This is a genomic window from Streptomyces sp. NPDC058650 (genome assembly GCF_042717315.1).
Taxonomy (GTDB): Bacteria; Actinomycetota; Actinomycetes; order Streptomycetales; family Streptomycetaceae; genus Streptomyces.
Genome location: NZ_JBHXRL010000025.1, coordinates 37614 through 53253 on the forward strand (window position 1 = coordinate 37614; position 15640 = coordinate 53253).

Consider the following 15640-nt stretch of genomic DNA (forward strand, 5'->3'; position numbering starts at 1 on the left):
CCCGTCCGGGGACGTGACGCATCCCCTGATGACAGGGGCGGCCCGGCAGGGTAGGCAGGGCTGTCATGAGCACTCAGCCACTCCCCCTCGAAGGGATCACGGTCGTCGCCGTCGAGCAGGCCGTCGCCGCCCCCTTCGCCACCCGGCAGCTCGCGGACCTCGGCGCCCGTGTCGTCAAGATCGAGCGCCCCGACGGCGGGGACTTCGCCCGGGGGTACGACACGGCCGCCCGCGGCCTCGCCTCGCACTTCGTCTGGTGCAACCGCGGCAAGGAGTCGGTGGCGGTCGACCTCAAGGACCCCCGGGGTCTGGCGCTGGCCCGGCGCCTGGTGGCCGGCGCCGACGTCTTCGTCCAGAACCTGGCGCAGGGCGCCGCGGCCCGGCTCGGCCTCGACGCCGCCACGCTGTGCGCCGCACACCCGCGGCTGATCGCGGTGGACGTCTCGGGGTACGGAGCGGCCGGCCCGTACGCGCACAAGCGGGCGTACGACATGCTCGTCCAGTGCGAGGCGGGCCTCGTCTCGGTGACCGGCACCCCGGACCAGCCGGTCAAGTCGGGGATCCCGGCGGCCGACATCGCCGCCGGGATGTACGCCTTCTCGGGTGTCCTCGCCGCTCTCGTACGGCGCGGCACGACCGGGCGCGGCGGTCCCGTGGAGGTCTCCCTGCTCGACTCGCTGGCCGAGTGGATGGGACATCCGCTGCACCACGGGGCGCATGGAGGCACGGCCCCGGCGCGAACGGGGCTCGCGCACGCGGTGATCGCCCCGTACGACGCCTATCCGACGGCCGACGGGGGGCTGGTGCTGCTCTCCGTGCAGAACGACCGCGAGTGGCGACGGCTCGCCGAACAGGTCATCGGCCGCCCCGAGCTCGCCGAGGACCCGGCCTTCGCGACGAACACGGCCCGGGTCGCGGGGCGCGCGGTGACGGACGCGGTGGTGGCGGAGGCACTGGCCCCGCTGACGGCCCCTGAGGCGCTGGCGCGCCTCGACGCGGCGGGCGTCGCCTGCGCCCGGCTCAACTCGGTCGCGGAGCTCGCGGAGCACCCTCAGCTGACGGCCCGGGACCGCTGGCGGCCGGTGGACTCCCCGGTCGGGCCGCTGCGCTCACTGCTGCCGCCGATCGTCTTCCCGGACGGCCCGGAACCGCGTATGGACCGGATCCCGGCCCTCGGTCAGGACACGGACGAGGTCCTCGGGGAGCTCGGGGTGCCCGAGGCGGAGGTGAAGGAGCTCAGGAGCGCGGGTGTGATCGCCTGACGGCCACCCGTCGCACGACGACGGTCGACCGGCTCGGACACGACGGAACGCCGGACGGGCGGGGACACGTCCGGCGCTGTCGCGAGCCGAGTCGTACGGGAGAGGCCGGGCGGAAGCGGGCGGGTGACCTCGGGGTACCCGGCCCGGCCCCCGGCCCTCTAGCGGCGCGCGCCGAAGAGCGAGCGACGCAGACGGCGGAGCGGAGCGAAGAGCGAGACGCGTGCGCTGCGGCCACGGTGACTGTGCACCGGCGCCTCCGGCATACGCGACGTCAGTTCCCGCATCAGCAGCGTCGCCTCGGCCACCTCACGCTGGGGCACGGCGGGACCGCCGAGCACCGCGAGATGGCGGTCGAGTCGCGAACTCGTCGCGCTGCTCCCGCAGGTGATGGCAGGCACTCGCGGCCTGCTGCGCATTGCTATCTGTTCCATGTCACTCCCCACCCGTACAAGGGCACCCGGCCCGGGCAGGTTAACCCTATCGCTCCACCGTCACACCCGTGTATCCCGCCGACGGGATTCACCGCACCCGTACGAGCGTTGACGGTCACTGTGCGAATCCATCTGATTCCAGGGTGAGTTGGACAGGCCTCGAACACCTGTCGAACCGTCACGAACCATCCTGCACCCGAGGCCGCGACCTCCGTACACGGAGGCGTATGTGATCTCCGACACCAAGATCGTTCCCCTGTCCGGTCCCGTACGGAACGGAGTCGGACGGACACCGTTCGGTTACCGTGGAGCCCATGACGGTGATCGCGGGTCGTTACCGGCTGCTGGACGTCCTCGCGGAAGGGGCGACGGGCACGGTCTGGCGCGCCCTCGACGAGACGCTCGTCCACGAGGTGGCCCTCAAGGAGTTCCGCGCCCCGGCCGGACTCCCGGCCGACGAAGTCCCCCTCCTGTACGCGCGCCTGGAGCGCGCGGCGCGGGCGGCCGCCCGGATCTCCCACCCCTCGGTGGTGACGGTGCACGGCGTGGCCACCGAGGACGGCCGGCCGTGGGTCGTGATGGAGCTGGTCCGCGGTCTCAGCCTCGCCGAGACGCTGGACGCCGCCGGGCCGCTGCCTCCGCCGGAGGCCGCGCGCGTCGGCGCCGAGGTCCTCGCCGCGCTCAGGGCGGCGCGCGAGGCGGGCGTCCGCCATCCGGGCGTCGACCCCGGGGACGTCCTGCTCGCCAATGACGGGCGGGTCGTCGTCACCGGGTTCGGCACGGAAACCGGTACGGAATCCACCACCCCGCCGGAGGACGCGCCGGACACGGCGGCGGAGCTGCGGTCCCTCGGGGCGCTCCTCGACGTGGCCGCGGGGGGCCGGCCGGGGCCGCTGGCCGCCGTGGTCGAGCGGCTGCGGAGCGAGGACCCGGAGTCGGCCCTGACCGTGGACCAGGCCGAGCGGGAGCTGCGGCGGATCGCCCCCGGGGCCACACCACGGGGCACGGGCCCCTTGAGGACGGAGCCCTCCACACCGCGGACGGGAGACGACGAGGTCCCGCGGGCCGGGAGTCCGACGCCCCCGCCGGACCGTACGCCGCCGCCCCGCCGACCCTCACGGCCCCGCCGGGGCCCGGTCCTCGCGGCCGGGCTCGTCGGGATCCTGCTGATCACCGGGGCGTTGACGTACCACCTCGTACGGGACGGGGAACCGGGCACCGGTCCCGGTCCGGGCGGGGTCACGAGCACCGCTCCGGCCGGTCCCGGCTCCACGGGTACGGGGGACGGATCCGCTACACCGCCCCGTTGAAGGACGGCAGGTAGCCGCCCGACTGTCCGGCGGCGGTCGGGTGGTAGGACTCGCCGATGTTGAGCCAGTTGACGCTGTGCAGCCAGGCGGAGCCCGAGCAGATCTCGTGGCCGGTGAAGGGCGGGACGACGCTGGCGAAGGTGTAGCCGTGGTCGGCCGCGCGCTTGGCCACGGCCGCGTTGAGGTAGTCCGAGGCGCCGTTGATGGCGCTGCGCTCGCCCTCGCTCAGCCCGGCGACGCAGTTGCCGCCCAGCTTGTAGAAGCGCGGATACCCGAGGACGACGACCTGGGCGGCGGGCGCCTTGTTCCTGATGGCCGTGTAGACGGAGTCGAGCTTGCCGGGCAGCGTCGAGTCCACGTACGCCTTGGCCTGATTCACACGGTTGATACAGGTGGCCTCGGACTGGAGCACACAGGTCGTCATGACGTCGGCGAATCCGGCGTCATTTCCTCCGATCGTGACGGAGACCAGGTCAGTGGCGGCGGAGAGGGGGCCGAGCTGATTGGCGGTCACATCACCCGTTCGGGCGCCCGAGCAGGCCGTGAACGCGAAGGAGGAGGGGGCGTTGGCGTTCTTCCAGAGCACCGGAAACGCCTTCGTGGAGCGCTTGCAGTCGCCACTGGCGCTGTCATAGCTGCCGGCGCCGACGCCGGAGGAGTACGAGTCTCCCAGTGCCACGTAGTCGAGGGCGGCGGTTTCGGCCGCCTGAGCCGCGCTCGCCCCGGTGAGGGCGAGGACGGCGCCGAGCAGGAGCGAGGACGAAAGGGCCGCGAAGCGGGACAGTCTCATGGAACCTCCTGTAGCAGGATCTCTGCGCTACCAGGTAGTAGCATCGGATCCGCCGGACCGGAAGTGTTCATGTCAAAACTGGGACTGAACTCCAGCGCCGCTCAGGCGATCCTCCGGCAGCGACCGTCGAGATCCGGCCACGAGGGGAAGCGGAACCTCCGCTCCCGATACGCGATCGAACGAGATCGCGACACATTCACACAACAAACCACAGAAGTGTGATCCCGCATCACTGTTCCCTGCACGCAAACGGATTGACCGAATCCGACCGGGACAGTTGCACATCTGACCGACGAAGCTTCGCCAAACTACGGAAAAGCGGGCCACAGATCCGGGACTTGCCATACAGTCCCATTCATCAATACCGTCGTACATCTCACCCGCACAGGACCATCAAGAAGCGGCTCAGGGGAGGGCTCTAGCGTCGCGATGGCTCCGGTGCGGGGCGCGGTAGGGGGGTGCCGTGCTCGGTGTTCGCACGTGCGCCGAGTCGCGGGTACCGCGCGGCCAGTCATGCCAACTCGCCGATCCCGCAAGGAGATCGACTCTGTGTCGATCCTGAGCGGGCGAGGCGAGCACCCCCCTTTCGAACCGGACACACCATCGGACCGCCCAAGGGGTGGGCGGCCCACCGGACGAGAGGGAATCCAGACCCATGAGCTCGTTCCTGCGCCCGGCCACTACGGGCCAAGAAATGACCGAGCCGAGTCGAATAGCGGCCCAGTATCGGGCCATCACTTCGCATTTGGCGATCACTCCCCCGGTGAGTGTCGTCATTCCCGCGATGAATGAGGCCGAAAATCTTCCGTACGTCTTCAAGACGCTGCCGGAATGGATCCACGAAGTCGTCCTCGTCGACGGAAATTCCACCGACGACACCGTGAATGTCGCCCGCGAACTCTGGCCGGACGTCAAGGTGGTCAAGCAGGTCGGCAAGGGCAAGGGCGACGCCCTGATCAGCGGCTTCGCCGCCTGCACCGGCGACATCATCGTCATGGTCGACGCCGACGGCTCGGCCGACGGCCAGGAGATCGTCTCCTACGTCTCCGCTCTCGTCGGCGGTGCCGACTTCGCCAAGGGCTCGCGATTCGCCAACGGCGGCGGCACGGACGACATGACGACCATCCGCCGACTCGGCAACTGGGCGCTCTGCACGCTCGTCAACCGCAAGTTCGGCGCCCGCTATACCGACCTCTGCTACGGCTACAACGCCTTCTGGCGCCACTGCCTCGACAAGGTCACGCTCGACTGCACCGGATTCGAGATCGAGACGCTCATCAACATCCGCGTGGTCAAGGCCGGCCTCAAGGTCCAGGAAGTACCCAGCCACGAATACCTGCGCATCCACGGCGTGAGCAACCTCAACGCCGTGCGCGACGGGATCCGGGTCCTCAAGGTCATCCTGAAGGAGAAGGGCGTCCGCAGGGCGGCCCGTCGCCGGCCCGCGGCATTCTCGGTCAACGTCCCCCGGGGAGAGGTGTCTTGAGCGACCGCACGTCCCCGCACGGCTTCTCGGTGGTGATCTGCGTCTACACGGAGGAGCGGTGGGAGGACATCCTCGCCGCCGTCGACTCCGTACGGAAACAGTCGCTGCCGCCGCTGGAGACGCTGCTCGTGGTCGACCACAACGAGCGGCTCCTGGAACGGCTCACCGCGGAGTACGCGGACGAGCGGCTCCATGAGGAGGTGCGGGTGCTCGCCAACGCGGGCCCCCGCGGCCTCTCCTCCGGCCGCAACACCGGAATCTCCGCCGCCCGCGGCGAGTTCGTGGCCTTCCTCGACGACGACGCCGTCGCCGAGCGGGACTGGCTCCACCACTTCGCCGCCGCCTACGACGGACCCGAGGTCATGGCCGTCGGCGGCCGGACCCTGCCCGCCTGGGCCTCCGGCCGCCGCCCGGCCTGGTTCCCCGAGGAGTTCGACTGGGTCGTCGGCTGTACGTACCGGGGCCTGCCCCCGGGCCGGACGCGGGTGCGCAACGTCCTGGGCGGCAACGCCTCCTTCCGCCGCACCGCCTTCGACGCGGCGGGCGGATTCGCCACCGGCATCGGCCGGGACGGCGACCGGCGGCCCCTCGGCGGCGAGGAGACCGAGCTGTGCATCCGGCTCTCCAAGGCCCTGCCAGGGGCGATCCTGCTGATCGACGACCGGGCGGTCATCCACCACAAGGTGCCCGCCGTCCGTGAGCGCTTCGGCTACTTCCGTACCCGGGTGTACGCCGAAGGGCTCTCCAAGGCGCTCGTCGCGCGGAGCGTCGGCGCGCAGAAGGGGCTGGAGTCCGAACGGCGCTACACGACACGGGTGTTGCCCGCCGGGGTCCTGCGCGGGGTGCGCGACGCGCTGCGCGGCCGGTCCGGCGGCGCGGGCCGGGCCGGGGCGATCGTGACCGGGGTGACGGTCGCGGCCGGCGGCTACGCGCTCGGCACGCTCCGGGCGCGGCGGGGCGACCCGACGTTCTCCTGGGGACCGATCGAGCGGGCCGAGGCCGGTGCTGCCGGGAACGCCACGGACAAAGACCGTACGGCCGACGACCGTACGGCCAAGGACAGCGCCGTCGAGGGGGCCGCCTCGTGAACGCGGAGACCGGAGCCGTACGCAACCGAGGCGTGCCCGTCCTCATGTACCACGCCGTCGACCGGGATCCCGCTCCCGCGACCCTGGGGCTCTCCGTCACCCCCGAGGCGTTCGCCGCGCAGATGGCGGTGGTCGCCGAGCGCGGCTTCACCCCGCTGACGACCGCGGCGCTCGCCGACGCCTGGCGCACCGGCCGCCCGCTGCCCGCCCGGCCGCTCCTCGTCACCTTCGACGACGGATACGAGGGCGTGCACCGGCACGCCCTCCCCGTGCTCGCCGAGCACTCCTTCGCGAGCACCGTCTTCGTCTCCACCGGCTGGCTGCGCGGCAAGCACGACGAGGGCGGGGCGCTCGACACCATGCTCGACTGGGGTCAGGTGCGCGAACTGGCCGACGCGGGCACGGAGATCGGCGGCCACAGCCACACCCATCCGCAGCTCGACCAGCTCGACCCGCGGCGGCTGCGCTTCGAGACGCTGCGCTGCCGGGAGATCGTGGGCGAGGAGCTCGGGAGCGCCCCGGCCTCCTTCGCGTACCCGTACGGATACTCCAGCCGGCGGGTCCGGCGCACGGTCCGGGAGGCCGGGTTCACCCAGGCGCTCGCCGTGGGCAACGCCCTGGCCTGCCGCGGCCAGGGGCCGTACGCCCTGGAGCGGGTCACCGTGCGCCGGTCGACGGGGATCAAGGAGTTCACCCGGCTCGTGGAAGGCCGGGCGATCGCCTGGAACTTCGCGGCGGACCGGGCCGTGACGAAGGGGTACGCGCTCGTCCGGCGCGCCCGGGGCGTCGCGCGGGGCCACTGGATCTGACGTACCGCCGGTCCGGGGACCGGCGACCGGCGACCGGCGACCGGCGAGAACGTCCCGTTCAAAACACGGTGCACGGAATGCCCGGTTGCCGGATCATGGGCGCCATGGCTGACACCCCAGCGGTACCGTCCGAGCCGCAGCGGTCGCTGCCCATCAGGCTCAACCTCGACGACAGCGACTCGCCGTCGGACGTCGTCGACGCGCTCTTCCTCGGCCGCTTCGCGACCGGCGAGCAGCCCCACGCGCACAGCACCACCCTGGACCGGGTCAAGCCCGAGGCGACGCTCCTTCCCGCCGACGCCCGGGTCCTGCGGGCCGCGAAGGACGACGACCGCAGCGCCGTGCTCGCCGAGGGCGAGGGCTGGACGCTGCTGATCTCCCGCTGGAACCGGGGCGCGGACGTCACCGTCACGGCCTCGGACGCGGAGCTCGCGGACCGGGTCCTCAAGGAGGCGACCGACGGGGCGAAGGACGAGCCGGAACCGCAGCCGGAGAACGTGACGATGGGCTTCTGGTACGTGTCGCCCCGGCGCGGCCCGCACCGCACCACCCGGCAGATCAGCGCCGGGACCTGGGACGAGGTCCGGCCCAACTACTCGGCGCCGGTGGCCGAGTCCATGGACCGGCTGATGACGGTGACCCCCGAGTCGATCGCGGGCCGGCTCCTGCTGCTGCACGGGCCGCCGGGAACGGGCAAGACGTCCGCGCTGCGGACCCTGGCCCGGTCCTGGCGGGAGTGGTGCCAGGTGGACTGCGTCCTGGACCCGGAGCGGCTCTTCAACGACGTCGGCTATCTGATGGACATCGCCATCGGGGAGGACGAGGGCACGGCGAAGGGCCGCTGGCGGCTGCTGCTCCTGGAGGACTGCGACGAGCTGATCCGGGGCGAGGCGAAGCACACGGCGGGGCAGGCCCTGTCGCGGCTGCTCAACCTGACGGACGGGCTGCTCGGGCAGGGACGTAACGTCCTGGTCGGGGTCACCACCAACGAGGACCTGGAGCGGCTCCACCCGGCCGTCGTCCGCCCGGGCCGCTGTCTGGCGCGGATCGAGGTCGGGCCGCTGACCAGGGCGGAGTCCGTCACCTGGCTCGGGCGCGAGGAGGGCGTGCCGCGCGAGGGCGCGACGCTGGCGGAGCTGTTCGCGCTGCGCCGCGGCACGCCCCCGGCGGAACTCCCGGAGCCCCGTACGGCGGGGGCGGGGCTCTACCTGTAGCGGTCGGATCAGTTGTCGTACGCCGCGCGCAGGGCCTCGCTCACCGCCGCCTCCGCGGCCTCGCGGCTCAGGCCGAGGCGATGGGCCTCCTCGGCGTACTGGGCGGCGGCGCCGGCGGCCCGGCGGGTCGCCGCGTCGCCGGCCGCGGCGACGAAGGTCCCGTGGCGCCCGCGCGTCTCGATCACTCCGTCCGCCTCCAGCGCCTTGTAGGCCTTGGCGACGGTGTTCGCGGCGAGTCCCAGCTCCTCCGCGAGTCCCCGTACCGTCGGCAGCTTGTATCCGACCGGCAGTCTGCCCGAGCGGGCCCGCTCCGAGATCTGGGCACGCAGCTGTTCGTACGGAGCGGTGGTGGAGTCGTGGTCCACGGCGATGGTGAGTGTCACGCCGCCGATTCTGCCCCCACCCCCCGGGAAAATGGGAGGCGGCTGCGCACCCTCCACCCGTAGCGTGCGGCCACATGACTGTGATCGTCCGTGATGTACGAGCCGAGGACGCCGAAGGTTTCGCCCGGGTCCGACGCGCCTCCGTTCCCTTTATGCTCGCGACCGCCGAACAGCTCGTGTTCGACTGGGCGCGCGCCCACCCCGACAGCCACGAGAGGCCGCTCGTCGCGGTGACCGAGGACGGCGAGATCATCGGGACCGTCCAGCAGCGGATCGCCCACGACGCGCCGGAGCCCGGGATCGGGTCCGTCAACGTGTACGTGGACCCCGCGCGTCAGCGGCGCGGTGCCGGGACGTCGCTGCTGCGCGCCGCCGAGGAGCACCTCGCGGAGCAGGGCGCGCGGACCCTGTACAGCTGGGTCATGGACACGCCGGAGGACCGCGCGTGGGCCGAGCGGCGGGGCTACGCGCCCAGCCGTTCCGCCCGCTTCCTCCGCCTCGACCTGACGACGGCCGAACTGCCGCCGCTCCAGGAGACGCCGGCCGGTGTCGAACTGCTGCCTGCCGAGCACTTCGCGGCCGATCCGCGGCCGATCTTCGAGCTGGACGCGGTGACGACCGCCGACGAGCCGGGTGACGTGGGGGCCGAGCTGGACGACTACGCGCACTGGCGGGAGACGACCTGGAACCACCCCCTCCATGACCGGGCGCTGACGACGGTCGTGGTGGTGGACGGGGTGCCCGCGGCGTTCAGCGCGGCGCAGACGGACGGGCTCGGCCGGTACAACTCGGGAATGACGGGCACGGCGCCCGCCTTCCGCGGCCGCGGGCTCGCGAAGCTCGCCAAGAACGCGTCCCTGCACCGGGCCCGTGCGGCGGGCTGCGTGGAGGCGTTCACCAGCAACGACGCCGACAACGGGCCGATGCTGGCGATCAACAAGTGGTTCGGATACGAGCTCGGTGCGGTGGAGGTACGGCATGTCCGGACGATCGGTTGAGATCACCCTGGTGAAGGCGGGACGGACGAAGATCCGCTACCCGGCGGAAGTCCTCACGGAGGAGGTGCTCACGGAGGAGGGCGGCCGGCTGTCGGTCCGTGCCCCGTGGGCCGCCGAGGGGGTACGGGACTTCGGCTTCGTACGGTTCGAACCTGGCGACGTCTTCGTGGAGCACTACTGGCGCGACCGCTGGTACACGGTCAAGGAGGTGTGGTCCGCCGACGGAATCCTCAAGGGCTGGTACTGCGACATCACCCGGCCGGCCGAGATCGACGGCTCGGGAGTGGTGGTCGAGGACCTCGACCTGGACCTGTGGGTGTCGGCGGACGGCAGCGAGGTGCTGCGGCTCGACGAGGACGAGTTCGCGGCGAGCGGCCTCGCCGCCTCCGACCCGGAGGCGGCGGCCCGTGCCGTCGTGGCCCTCGACGAGCTCGAAGTGCTCGGCCGTGAGGGCCTGATCGACCTCTTGGGTCGGTAGCGGTGGGTCGGTAGCGGTCAGTACAGCTCGACGTCCGACTCCTCCGTCGCGAGGAAGCCGGGCGTCGGCAGGCCCATCGCGCCGGCCGTGAGCTGCGTGAGGGTGGCCTCGACCCTGGCGGCGCCTGGCTGGTAGGCGGGGTCCTTCACCACGGAGGTGTTGACCCACTCGCGGATCTGTCCGTCGCAGACGGCCCGGGTGCCACCGATCCCGGCGGAACGGTTCCCCTGGCGGAGGGTGGAGCTCACGAAGACGGGACCCGCGCTGTCGTCGACGCAGCGGTACGTGCCGGAGAGGGTCACGGTGCTGTCGGCGGCGACGGTCCCGTGTCCGTGGACGGAAAGACCGTCGGCCTCTCCCGCGTGGGCGAGAGGGGCGACGGCGACGGCGAGCAGGGCGCCTGCGGCGAGGACGGTTCGGACGCGCATGAGCGGGGTCCCTTCGGGGCGTGGGGGATGGTGCTGCCCGCCAGGGATACCGGATCAAGCCGCCCGATGTCCGAAACTCACCCCTTCAGGGGCGCGTTGAGGACTTTTCGGTAGTGGATACGATCGTACGGTCCGTCCGCGCGCCGCTCGACGACCTCGTAGCCGTACCGCTCGTACAGCTTCCGGTTCTCCCACATCATCGCGTTGGTGAGCAGCCGCACCTCGGGCCGGCCGAGCTGCCGCGCCCGCGTCTCCACCCAGCGCAGGAGCGCGCGGCCCAGTCCCGTGCCCCGGGCGTCGGGGTGGACGGCGATCGCGTCCAGGTAGAGGTGGTCGGCTTCGGGGACGACGACGACCAGGCCCCGCACCGGATCGCCGGTGACGAACACGAGCCCGGCGGCCACGTTCGCCGCGTGGTCCGCCTCCATCGGGGACGGCACGAGACCGATCCGTTCGATGTAGGGGTGGAAGGCCGCGTCGATCACGGCCTTCACGGCGGGCACGTCGGCGGCGACCGCCGGGCGGATCAAGGCGTCTGTCATACCGTCACGTTACGACGGCGGTTGATCACCTTCCTCAGCACCGGCCAGGCGAGGAGGATGACGACGACGGCGTACACGGTGACCGAGAACGGCGTGTTCACCAGGCCGGTCAGGGAGCCGTCGCTGATCTGGAGGGCGCGGCGGAGCTGCTGTTCGGCGGCCGGGCCGAGGATGACGCCGATGACGGCGGGCAGCACCGGGAGTCCGTAGCGCCGCATGCCGAGGCCGACGAGCCCGATGACGAGCAGGACCACGAGGTCGAGCGCCTCGCCGCCCACCGCGTACGCGCCGACGGCGGCGAAGAAGAGGATGCCGGCGTAGAGGTACGGGCGCGGGATGCGCAGCAGCTTGGCCCAGACCGGCGCGAGCGGCAGGTTGAGGGCGAGCAGCAGCACCATGCCGACGAAGAGCGAGGCGATCAGGCCCCAGACCAGGTCGGGTTCCCGCTCGAAGAGCAGGGGGCCGGGCTGGATGCCGTACTGCTGGAAGGCGGCGAGCATCACGGCGGCGACGGCGGTCGTGGGCAGGCCGAGGGTGAGCATCGAGACGAGCGTGCCCGCGGCGGAGGCGGAGGCCGCCGACTCGGGTCCCGCGACGCCCTCGATGGCGCCCTTGCCGAACTGCTCCTTGTGCTTCGAGAGCCTCTTCTCCGTGACGTACGAGAGGAAGGTGGGGATCTCGGCGCCGCCGGCCGGGATCGCGCCGAGCGGGAAGCCGATGAAGGGACCGCGCAGCCAGGACTTCCAGGTCCGCCGCACGTCGTCCTTGCCGAGCCAGGGGCGGCCGACGGGGATGGCCTCGCCCGTCGTGCGGCGCAGGTGCGCGGCGACCCACAGGGCCTCGCCGATCGCGAAGAGGCCGACCGCGACGATGACGACGTCGACACCGTCGGCGAGCTGGAGCGAACCGAAGGTGAGGCGCTGCTGGCCGGTCATCTGGTCGAGGCCGACGAGGCCGATCGTGAGGCCGACGAGGAGGGAGGCGAGGCCGCGGATGCGGGAGGAGCCGAGGACGGAGGTCACCGCGATGAAGGCGAGGACCATGAGGGCGAAGTAGTCCGGGGCGCCGATGTCGACGGCGAGCGCGGCGACGGTCGGGGCGAGGACGACGAGCAGGATCGTGCCGATCATGCCGCCGGCGAAGTGGCCGATGGCGGCGGCGGCGAGCGCCTGCGCGCCGCGGCCGGCCTTGGCCATCGGATTGCCCTCGATGGCGGCGACGACGGCGGCGCTCTCGCCGGGGGTGTTGAGCAGGATCGAGGTCGTGGAGCCGCCGAACATGGCGCCGTAGTAGATGCCGGCGAACATGATGAAGGCGCCGGTCGGTTCGAGTCCGTACGTCACCGGGAGCAGCAGGGCGACGGCCATGGCGGGGCCGATGCCGGGCAGGACGCCGATGGCGGTGCCGAGGAGCACGCCGACGGCGGCCCACAGCAGGTTCATCGGTGTGAGGGCGGTCCCGAAGCCGTCGATGAGGGAGGACAGGGAATCCATGGATCAGATCACTCCCATCAGCGGGCCGCCGGGCAGCGGGACGCCGAGCAGCTTGTCGAAGACGGCGTAGGTGAAGAGGGAGAGGGCGGCCGCGATGAGCGGGTCGCGGTGGTGGTGACGGCTGCCGAGGGCGTAGGCCGCTCCCCAGAAGAGGAGGGCGCCGGCCACGGGGAAGCCGAGGGGGCCGATGAGGACGGCGAAGGCGAGGAAGACCCCGGCGAGGAGCAGGACGGTGCGCCAGTCGGCGGGCTCGGTCAGGTCGACGTCCTCGCCGGCCTCGGCCTCGCCGCGGCCGCCGCGCAGGACGTCGACGGTGAGGAGGACGGCGACGACGAGGAGGCCGCAGCCGACGACGAGGGGGACGGTGGCGGGGCCGACGGGCCCGCGGCCGGTGACGTCGGTGTCGAGGGTGAGGGCGTCGGTGAGGACGAGGACGCCGAGGAGGAAGAGGAGGGCGCCGACGCCGAGCTCGGAACGCCCGCGCAGCCGGTCCTTCGGTTTCGTGGTCACAGGCCGAGCTCCTTCAGGACGGAACCGACGCGCTCGTCCTGTGCGGTGAGGAAGGCGCCGAACTCCTCGCCGGGCAGGAAGGCGTCGTTCCAGCCGTGGGTCTTGAGGGCCTCGCGCCACTGCGGCGAGTCGTGCAGCTCGGTGACGAGGCCGACGAGCTTCTCGCGTTCGGCGTCGGAGAGGCCGGGCGGGGCGACGATGCCGCGCCAGTTGGTGAACTCGGTGTCGAGACCGGCCTCGCGGAGCGTGGGGGCGTCGAGGCCGGGGACCCGCTGCGGGCCGGTGACGGCGAGGAGGCGCAGCTCGCCCGCCTTGATCTGGTCGAGGTACTCGCCGACGCCGGAGACGCCGAAGCCGACCTTGTTGCCGAGGATGGAGGCGAGGAGTTCGCCGCCGCCGTCGAAGGGGACGTAGTTGACGTCCTTGGGGGCGATCCCGGCGGCCTGGGCCATCAGCATCGGGGCGAGGTGGTCGGGTCCGCCGGGCGAGGAGCCGCCGCCGACGGGCAGCTTGCCGGGATCCTTCTTCCAGGCGGTGAGCAGGTCGTCGATGGTCTTGTACGGGGAGTCCTTCCCGACCACGACGATGTCCTGCTCCTCGGTGAGCCGAGCGATCGGGGTGGTGTCGGCGAGGGTCCTGGGGGTCTTGTTGGTGTGGACGGCGCCGACGACGCCGAGGCCCATGGACATGGCGAGGCGGCCGTTGCCGCGCTCGCCGACGAGCCGGGTGAGGCCGACGGTGCCGCCCGCGCCGGGCAGGTTGAAGACCTCGATGTCGCCGGTGAGACCGGCTTCCTCGGCGTTCCTGGCGGCCGTGCGGGCGGTGATGTCGTATCCGCCGCCGGGGGTGTTGGGGACCATGAAGCGCAGTCCGGGTATCTGCGTGCCGGTGTCGGATCCGCTGCCGGTGGTGAGCAGCGGCGGACCCACGAGGACCAGCAGCGCCGACCCGAGGAGAGCGAGGGGGGTGCGCAGACGCACGTGTGCCGCCTCTCAGGTAGGAGGGAATGGGGGGTGTGAGGTGGCCCACATGTTGCCGGTACGTGAAGAAGCTGTCTCTCTTCCGCAATCAATGGACGTTGTGGTCGTTGTGGTCGCGACCTAGCGTGTCGGCGTGACGAATGTGCTGGTGGTGGACGACGACTTCATGGTCGCCAAGCTGCACTGCCGCTATGTGTCGGCGGTGGAGGGCTTCACGGTGTCCGGGGTCGCGCACAACGGCGCCGAGGCACTGCGCGCGGCCGAGCGGCTCCGGCCCGACCTGGTGCTGCTCGACGTCTTCCTGCCGGACATGGACGGCATCCAGGTGTTGCGGGAGCTGCGCGCGGCGGGCCTGGCCACGGACGCGCTCTTCATCACGGCGGCACGGGACGTGGCGACGATCCGTGAGGCGCTACGGGCGGGGGCGCTGCACTATCTGATCAAGCCGTTCAGCCAGGCGGCGCTGCACGAGCAGCTGCGCCACGTGGCCTCGCTGCGCAGCCGCCTCGACGACCTCGACGAGGCCCGCCAGGAGGACGTGGACCAGATCTTCGGCACCCGCCCGCGCGGCTCCCGCGAGCTCCCGAAGGGCCTCGCCGCCCACACGGCCGACCTGGTCGACTCGGTCCTCCGCGCCCACCCGGAGGGCCTCTCGGCGACGGAATGCGCGGAAGCCGGCGCCCTGTCCCGTGTCAGCGCCCGCCGCTACCTGGAGTACTTCGCCCAGACGGGCCGCGCGGAGATCACCCTGCGCTACGGCGGAACGGGCCGCCCGGAACGACGGTACCGCCGCCTGGGCTGACGCCGAGGACGCCCTCGGACGCCCGTTTCTCAGGCGCTTCTTACCTCCGCCGTAAGCGGCTCTGAAGAGGGAATCCGCTGGTCGCCCGCCGCTTCGGCCATCCACGGGTGTGCCAAGGGAGCCAAACCGCTGGAGACGACCTACTTCTTCGGTTCCCGGCCGGGCGCTCCGCTGTTCCCCTCCGAGCGCAAGAACCGGGACGGCTCCTGCTCGCGGGCGACCGCCGATGTCTTCCGCCGGTCGCTGGCCGAGGCCGCCGTCCAGCACCTGCCCACCTGGGCCGGGAAGCTCACCCCGCACGTGCTGCGCCACTTCTGCGCCTCCCAGCCTTATCTCGCCGGCATGACCTTGTTCGCGATCCAGGAGTTACTCGGGCATACCTGGACCGGCACCACGGCCCGGTATATCCACGTCCACGGCACCCATGTCGAAGACGCCTGGGTCGCCGGACAGCAGCGCGCCACCGACCGATGGAAAGGACTGGCCCAGTCAAGTGGAACCTTCGTCTGGCGGCCGCCAACCGCGGCATCTGGAAGGCCAGCGAACTCCAGCGGATGCTCGCCGAACGCGGCGTGGCGATCAGCGCGGGGAAGATGCTGCGTCCGACCCCTGCTGGAGAACTGGGCGACGACCCGT

At 71.9% G+C, this 15640-nt stretch carries 17 protein-coding genes and 1 pseudogene; 10 read left to right on the forward strand and 8 right to left on the reverse strand.

Going from position 1 to position 15640, the window contains the following annotated elements; all coding sequences use genetic code 11:
• Window positions 1-65 precede the first annotated feature (65 nt).
• The gene (locus ACFWWU_RS32195) at window positions 66-1262 is read left to right on the forward strand and encodes a CaiB/BaiF CoA transferase family protein (protein WP_384150931.1); all 1197 of its coding nucleotides are present in this window, start codon (window positions 66-68) and stop codon (window positions 1260-1262) included.
• A gap of 158 nt (window positions 1263-1420) precedes the next feature.
• Here the strand turns inward: ACFWWU_RS32195 and ACFWWU_RS32200 are convergent, their stop codons facing one another.
• Window positions 1421-1693, reverse strand: coding sequence for a hypothetical protein (locus ACFWWU_RS32200; RefSeq protein ID WP_125749544.1), 273 nt, complete (start codon window positions 1691-1693; stop codon window positions 1421-1423).
• 314 nt (window positions 1694-2007) lie between these two features.
• Between ACFWWU_RS32200 and ACFWWU_RS32205 the strand changes: the two genes are divergently transcribed.
• Entirely contained in the window at window positions 2008-3003 is a 996-nt protein-coding gene (locus ACFWWU_RS32205; protein ID WP_384150934.1) for a protein kinase, read from the forward strand.
• Here ACFWWU_RS32205 and ACFWWU_RS32210 read toward each other — a convergent pair.
• Window positions 2987-3793 (reverse strand): SGNH/GDSL hydrolase family protein, encoded by an 807-nt coding sequence (locus ACFWWU_RS32210; protein ID WP_384150937.1) that lies wholly within the window; start codon window positions 3791-3793, stop codon window positions 2987-2989. The two genes, ACFWWU_RS32205 and ACFWWU_RS32210, sit on opposite strands and share 17 nt — an antisense overlap.
• A gap of 655 nt (window positions 3794-4448) precedes the next feature.
• On the opposite strand from ACFWWU_RS32210, the gene ACFWWU_RS32215 reads away from it, so the two are divergent.
• From ACFWWU_RS32215 to ACFWWU_RS32230, 4 genes are all read left to right on the forward strand, one after another.
• A complete protein-coding gene (locus ACFWWU_RS32215) occupies window positions 4449-5279 on the forward strand; it encodes a glycosyltransferase family 2 protein (RefSeq protein WP_384150940.1) in 831 nt (276 codons plus the stop codon).
• Entirely contained in the window at window positions 5276-6367 is a 1092-nt protein-coding gene (locus ACFWWU_RS32220; protein ID WP_384150943.1) for a glycosyltransferase family 2 protein, read from the forward strand. Before ACFWWU_RS32215 ends, ACFWWU_RS32220 begins: the two co-directional genes overlap by 4 nt.
• Window positions 6368-6411: 44 nt before the next feature.
• Window positions 6412-7176: a polysaccharide deacetylase family protein gene (locus ACFWWU_RS32225; protein WP_384151168.1), complete on the forward strand. Its 765-nt coding sequence runs from the start codon at window positions 6412-6414 to the stop codon at window positions 7174-7176.
• A gap of 95 nt (window positions 7177-7271) precedes the next feature.
• A complete protein-coding gene (locus tag ACFWWU_RS32230) occupies window positions 7272-8390 on the forward strand; it encodes a DUF5925 domain-containing protein (protein ID WP_384150946.1) in 1119 nt (372 codons plus the stop codon).
• 8 nt (window positions 8391-8398) lie between these two features.
• Here ACFWWU_RS32230 and ACFWWU_RS32235 read toward each other — a convergent pair whose 3' ends face one another.
• Window positions 8399-8773, reverse strand: a complete 375-nt coding sequence (locus ACFWWU_RS32235; RefSeq protein ID WP_384150948.1) for a GntR family transcriptional regulator — start codon at window positions 8771-8773, stop codon at window positions 8399-8401.
• A gap of 74 nt (window positions 8774-8847) precedes the next feature.
• Here ACFWWU_RS32235 and ACFWWU_RS32240 point away from each other — a divergent pair, with 74 nt between their 5' ends.
• On the forward strand, window positions 8848-9771 hold the full coding sequence (locus tag ACFWWU_RS32240; protein ID WP_384150951.1) for a GNAT family N-acetyltransferase: 924 nt from the start codon (window positions 8848-8850) through the stop codon (window positions 9769-9771).
• Complete coding sequence (locus ACFWWU_RS32245) at window positions 9752-10249, forward strand: DUF402 domain-containing protein (RefSeq protein WP_384150954.1); 498 nt, start codon at window positions 9752-9754, stop codon at window positions 10247-10249. Before ACFWWU_RS32240 ends, ACFWWU_RS32245 begins: the two co-directional genes overlap by 20 nt.
• Before the next feature lie 17 nt (window positions 10250-10266).
• On the opposite strand, the gene ACFWWU_RS32250 is transcribed toward ACFWWU_RS32245, so the two are convergent.
• The 5 genes from ACFWWU_RS32250 to ACFWWU_RS32270 form a co-directional block, all read right to left on the reverse strand.
• Window positions 10267-10677, reverse strand: coding sequence for a DUF6299 family protein (locus ACFWWU_RS32250; RefSeq protein ID WP_384150957.1), 411 nt, complete (start codon window positions 10675-10677; stop codon window positions 10267-10269).
• 77 nt (window positions 10678-10754) lie between these two features.
• A complete protein-coding gene (locus ACFWWU_RS32255; RefSeq protein ID WP_384150960.1) occupies window positions 10755-11219 on the reverse strand; it encodes a GNAT family N-acetyltransferase in 465 nt (154 codons plus the stop codon).
• A complete protein-coding gene (locus ACFWWU_RS32260) occupies window positions 11216-12712 on the reverse strand; it encodes a tripartite tricarboxylate transporter permease (RefSeq protein ID WP_384150963.1) in 1497 nt (498 codons plus the stop codon). Before ACFWWU_RS32260 ends, ACFWWU_RS32255 begins: the two co-directional genes overlap by 4 nt.
• 3 nt (window positions 12713-12715) lie before the next feature.
• Entirely contained in the window at window positions 12716-13222 is a 507-nt protein-coding gene (locus ACFWWU_RS32265; protein ID WP_384150965.1) for a tripartite tricarboxylate transporter TctB family protein, read from the reverse strand.
• The gene (locus tag ACFWWU_RS32270; RefSeq protein WP_384150968.1) at window positions 13219-14202 is read right to left on the reverse strand and encodes a Bug family tripartite tricarboxylate transporter substrate binding protein; all 984 of its coding nucleotides are present in this window, start codon (window positions 14200-14202) and stop codon (window positions 13219-13221) included. The genes ACFWWU_RS32265 and ACFWWU_RS32270 overlap by 4 nt, the downstream gene beginning before the upstream one ends.
• A 133-nt stretch (window positions 14203-14335) precedes the next feature.
• Here ACFWWU_RS32270 and ACFWWU_RS32275 point away from each other — a divergent pair, with 133 nt between their 5' ends.
• The gene (locus ACFWWU_RS32275) at window positions 14336-15004 is read left to right on the forward strand and encodes a response regulator (RefSeq protein ID WP_317593995.1); all 669 of its coding nucleotides are present in this window, start codon (window positions 14336-14338) and stop codon (window positions 15002-15004) included.
• Window positions 15005-15175: 171 nt separating this feature from the next.
• Window positions 15176-15409, forward strand: a pseudogene (locus tag ACFWWU_RS32280) (tyrosine-type recombinase/integrase); the annotation flags it as partial.
• Window positions 15410-15640: the final 231 nt, after the last annotated feature.

What these genes read in the sequence shown, in the direction of transcription:
- ACFWWU_RS32210 (WP_384150937.1), bottom strand. Translation starts at nt 3,793, where the DNA reads ATGAGACTGTCCCGCTTCGCGGCCCTTTCGTCCTCGCTCCTGCTCGGC.
- ACFWWU_RS32215 (WP_384150940.1), top strand. Translation starts at nt 4,449, where the DNA reads ATGAGCTCGTTCCTGCGCCCGGCCACTACGGGCCAAGAAATGACCGAG.
- ACFWWU_RS32200 (WP_125749544.1), bottom strand. Translation starts at nt 1,693, where the DNA reads ATGGAACAGATAGCAATGCGCAGCAGGCCGCGAGTGCCTGCCATCACC.
- ACFWWU_RS32225 (WP_384151168.1), top strand. Translation starts at nt 6,412, where the DNA reads ATGTACCACGCCGTCGACCGGGATCCCGCTCCCGCGACCCTGGGGCTC.
- ACFWWU_RS32250 (WP_384150957.1), bottom strand. Translation starts at nt 10,677, where the DNA reads ATGCGCGTCCGAACCGTCCTCGCCGCAGGCGCCCTGCTCGCCGTCGCC.
- ACFWWU_RS32195 (WP_384150931.1), top strand. Translation starts at nt 66, where the DNA reads ATGAGCACTCAGCCACTCCCCCTCGAAGGGATCACGGTCGTCGCCGTC.
- ACFWWU_RS32205 (WP_384150934.1), top strand. Translation starts at nt 2,008, where the DNA reads ATGACGGTGATCGCGGGTCGTTACCGGCTGCTGGACGTCCTCGCGGAA.
- ACFWWU_RS32255 (WP_384150960.1), bottom strand. Translation starts at nt 11,219, where the DNA reads ATGACAGACGCCTTGATCCGCCCGGCGGTCGCCGCCGACGTGCCCGCC.
- ACFWWU_RS32240 (WP_384150951.1), top strand. Translation starts at nt 8,848, where the DNA reads ATGACTGTGATCGTCCGTGATGTACGAGCCGAGGACGCCGAAGGTTTC.
- ACFWWU_RS32230 (WP_384150946.1), top strand. Translation starts at nt 7,272, where the DNA reads ATGGGCGCCATGGCTGACACCCCAGCGGTACCGTCCGAGCCGCAGCGG.
- ACFWWU_RS32260 (WP_384150963.1), bottom strand. Translation starts at nt 12,712, where the DNA reads ATGGATTCCCTGTCCTCCCTCATCGACGGCTTCGGGACCGCCCTCACA.
- ACFWWU_RS32245 (WP_384150954.1), top strand. Translation starts at nt 9,752, where the DNA reads ATGTCCGGACGATCGGTTGAGATCACCCTGGTGAAGGCGGGACGGACG.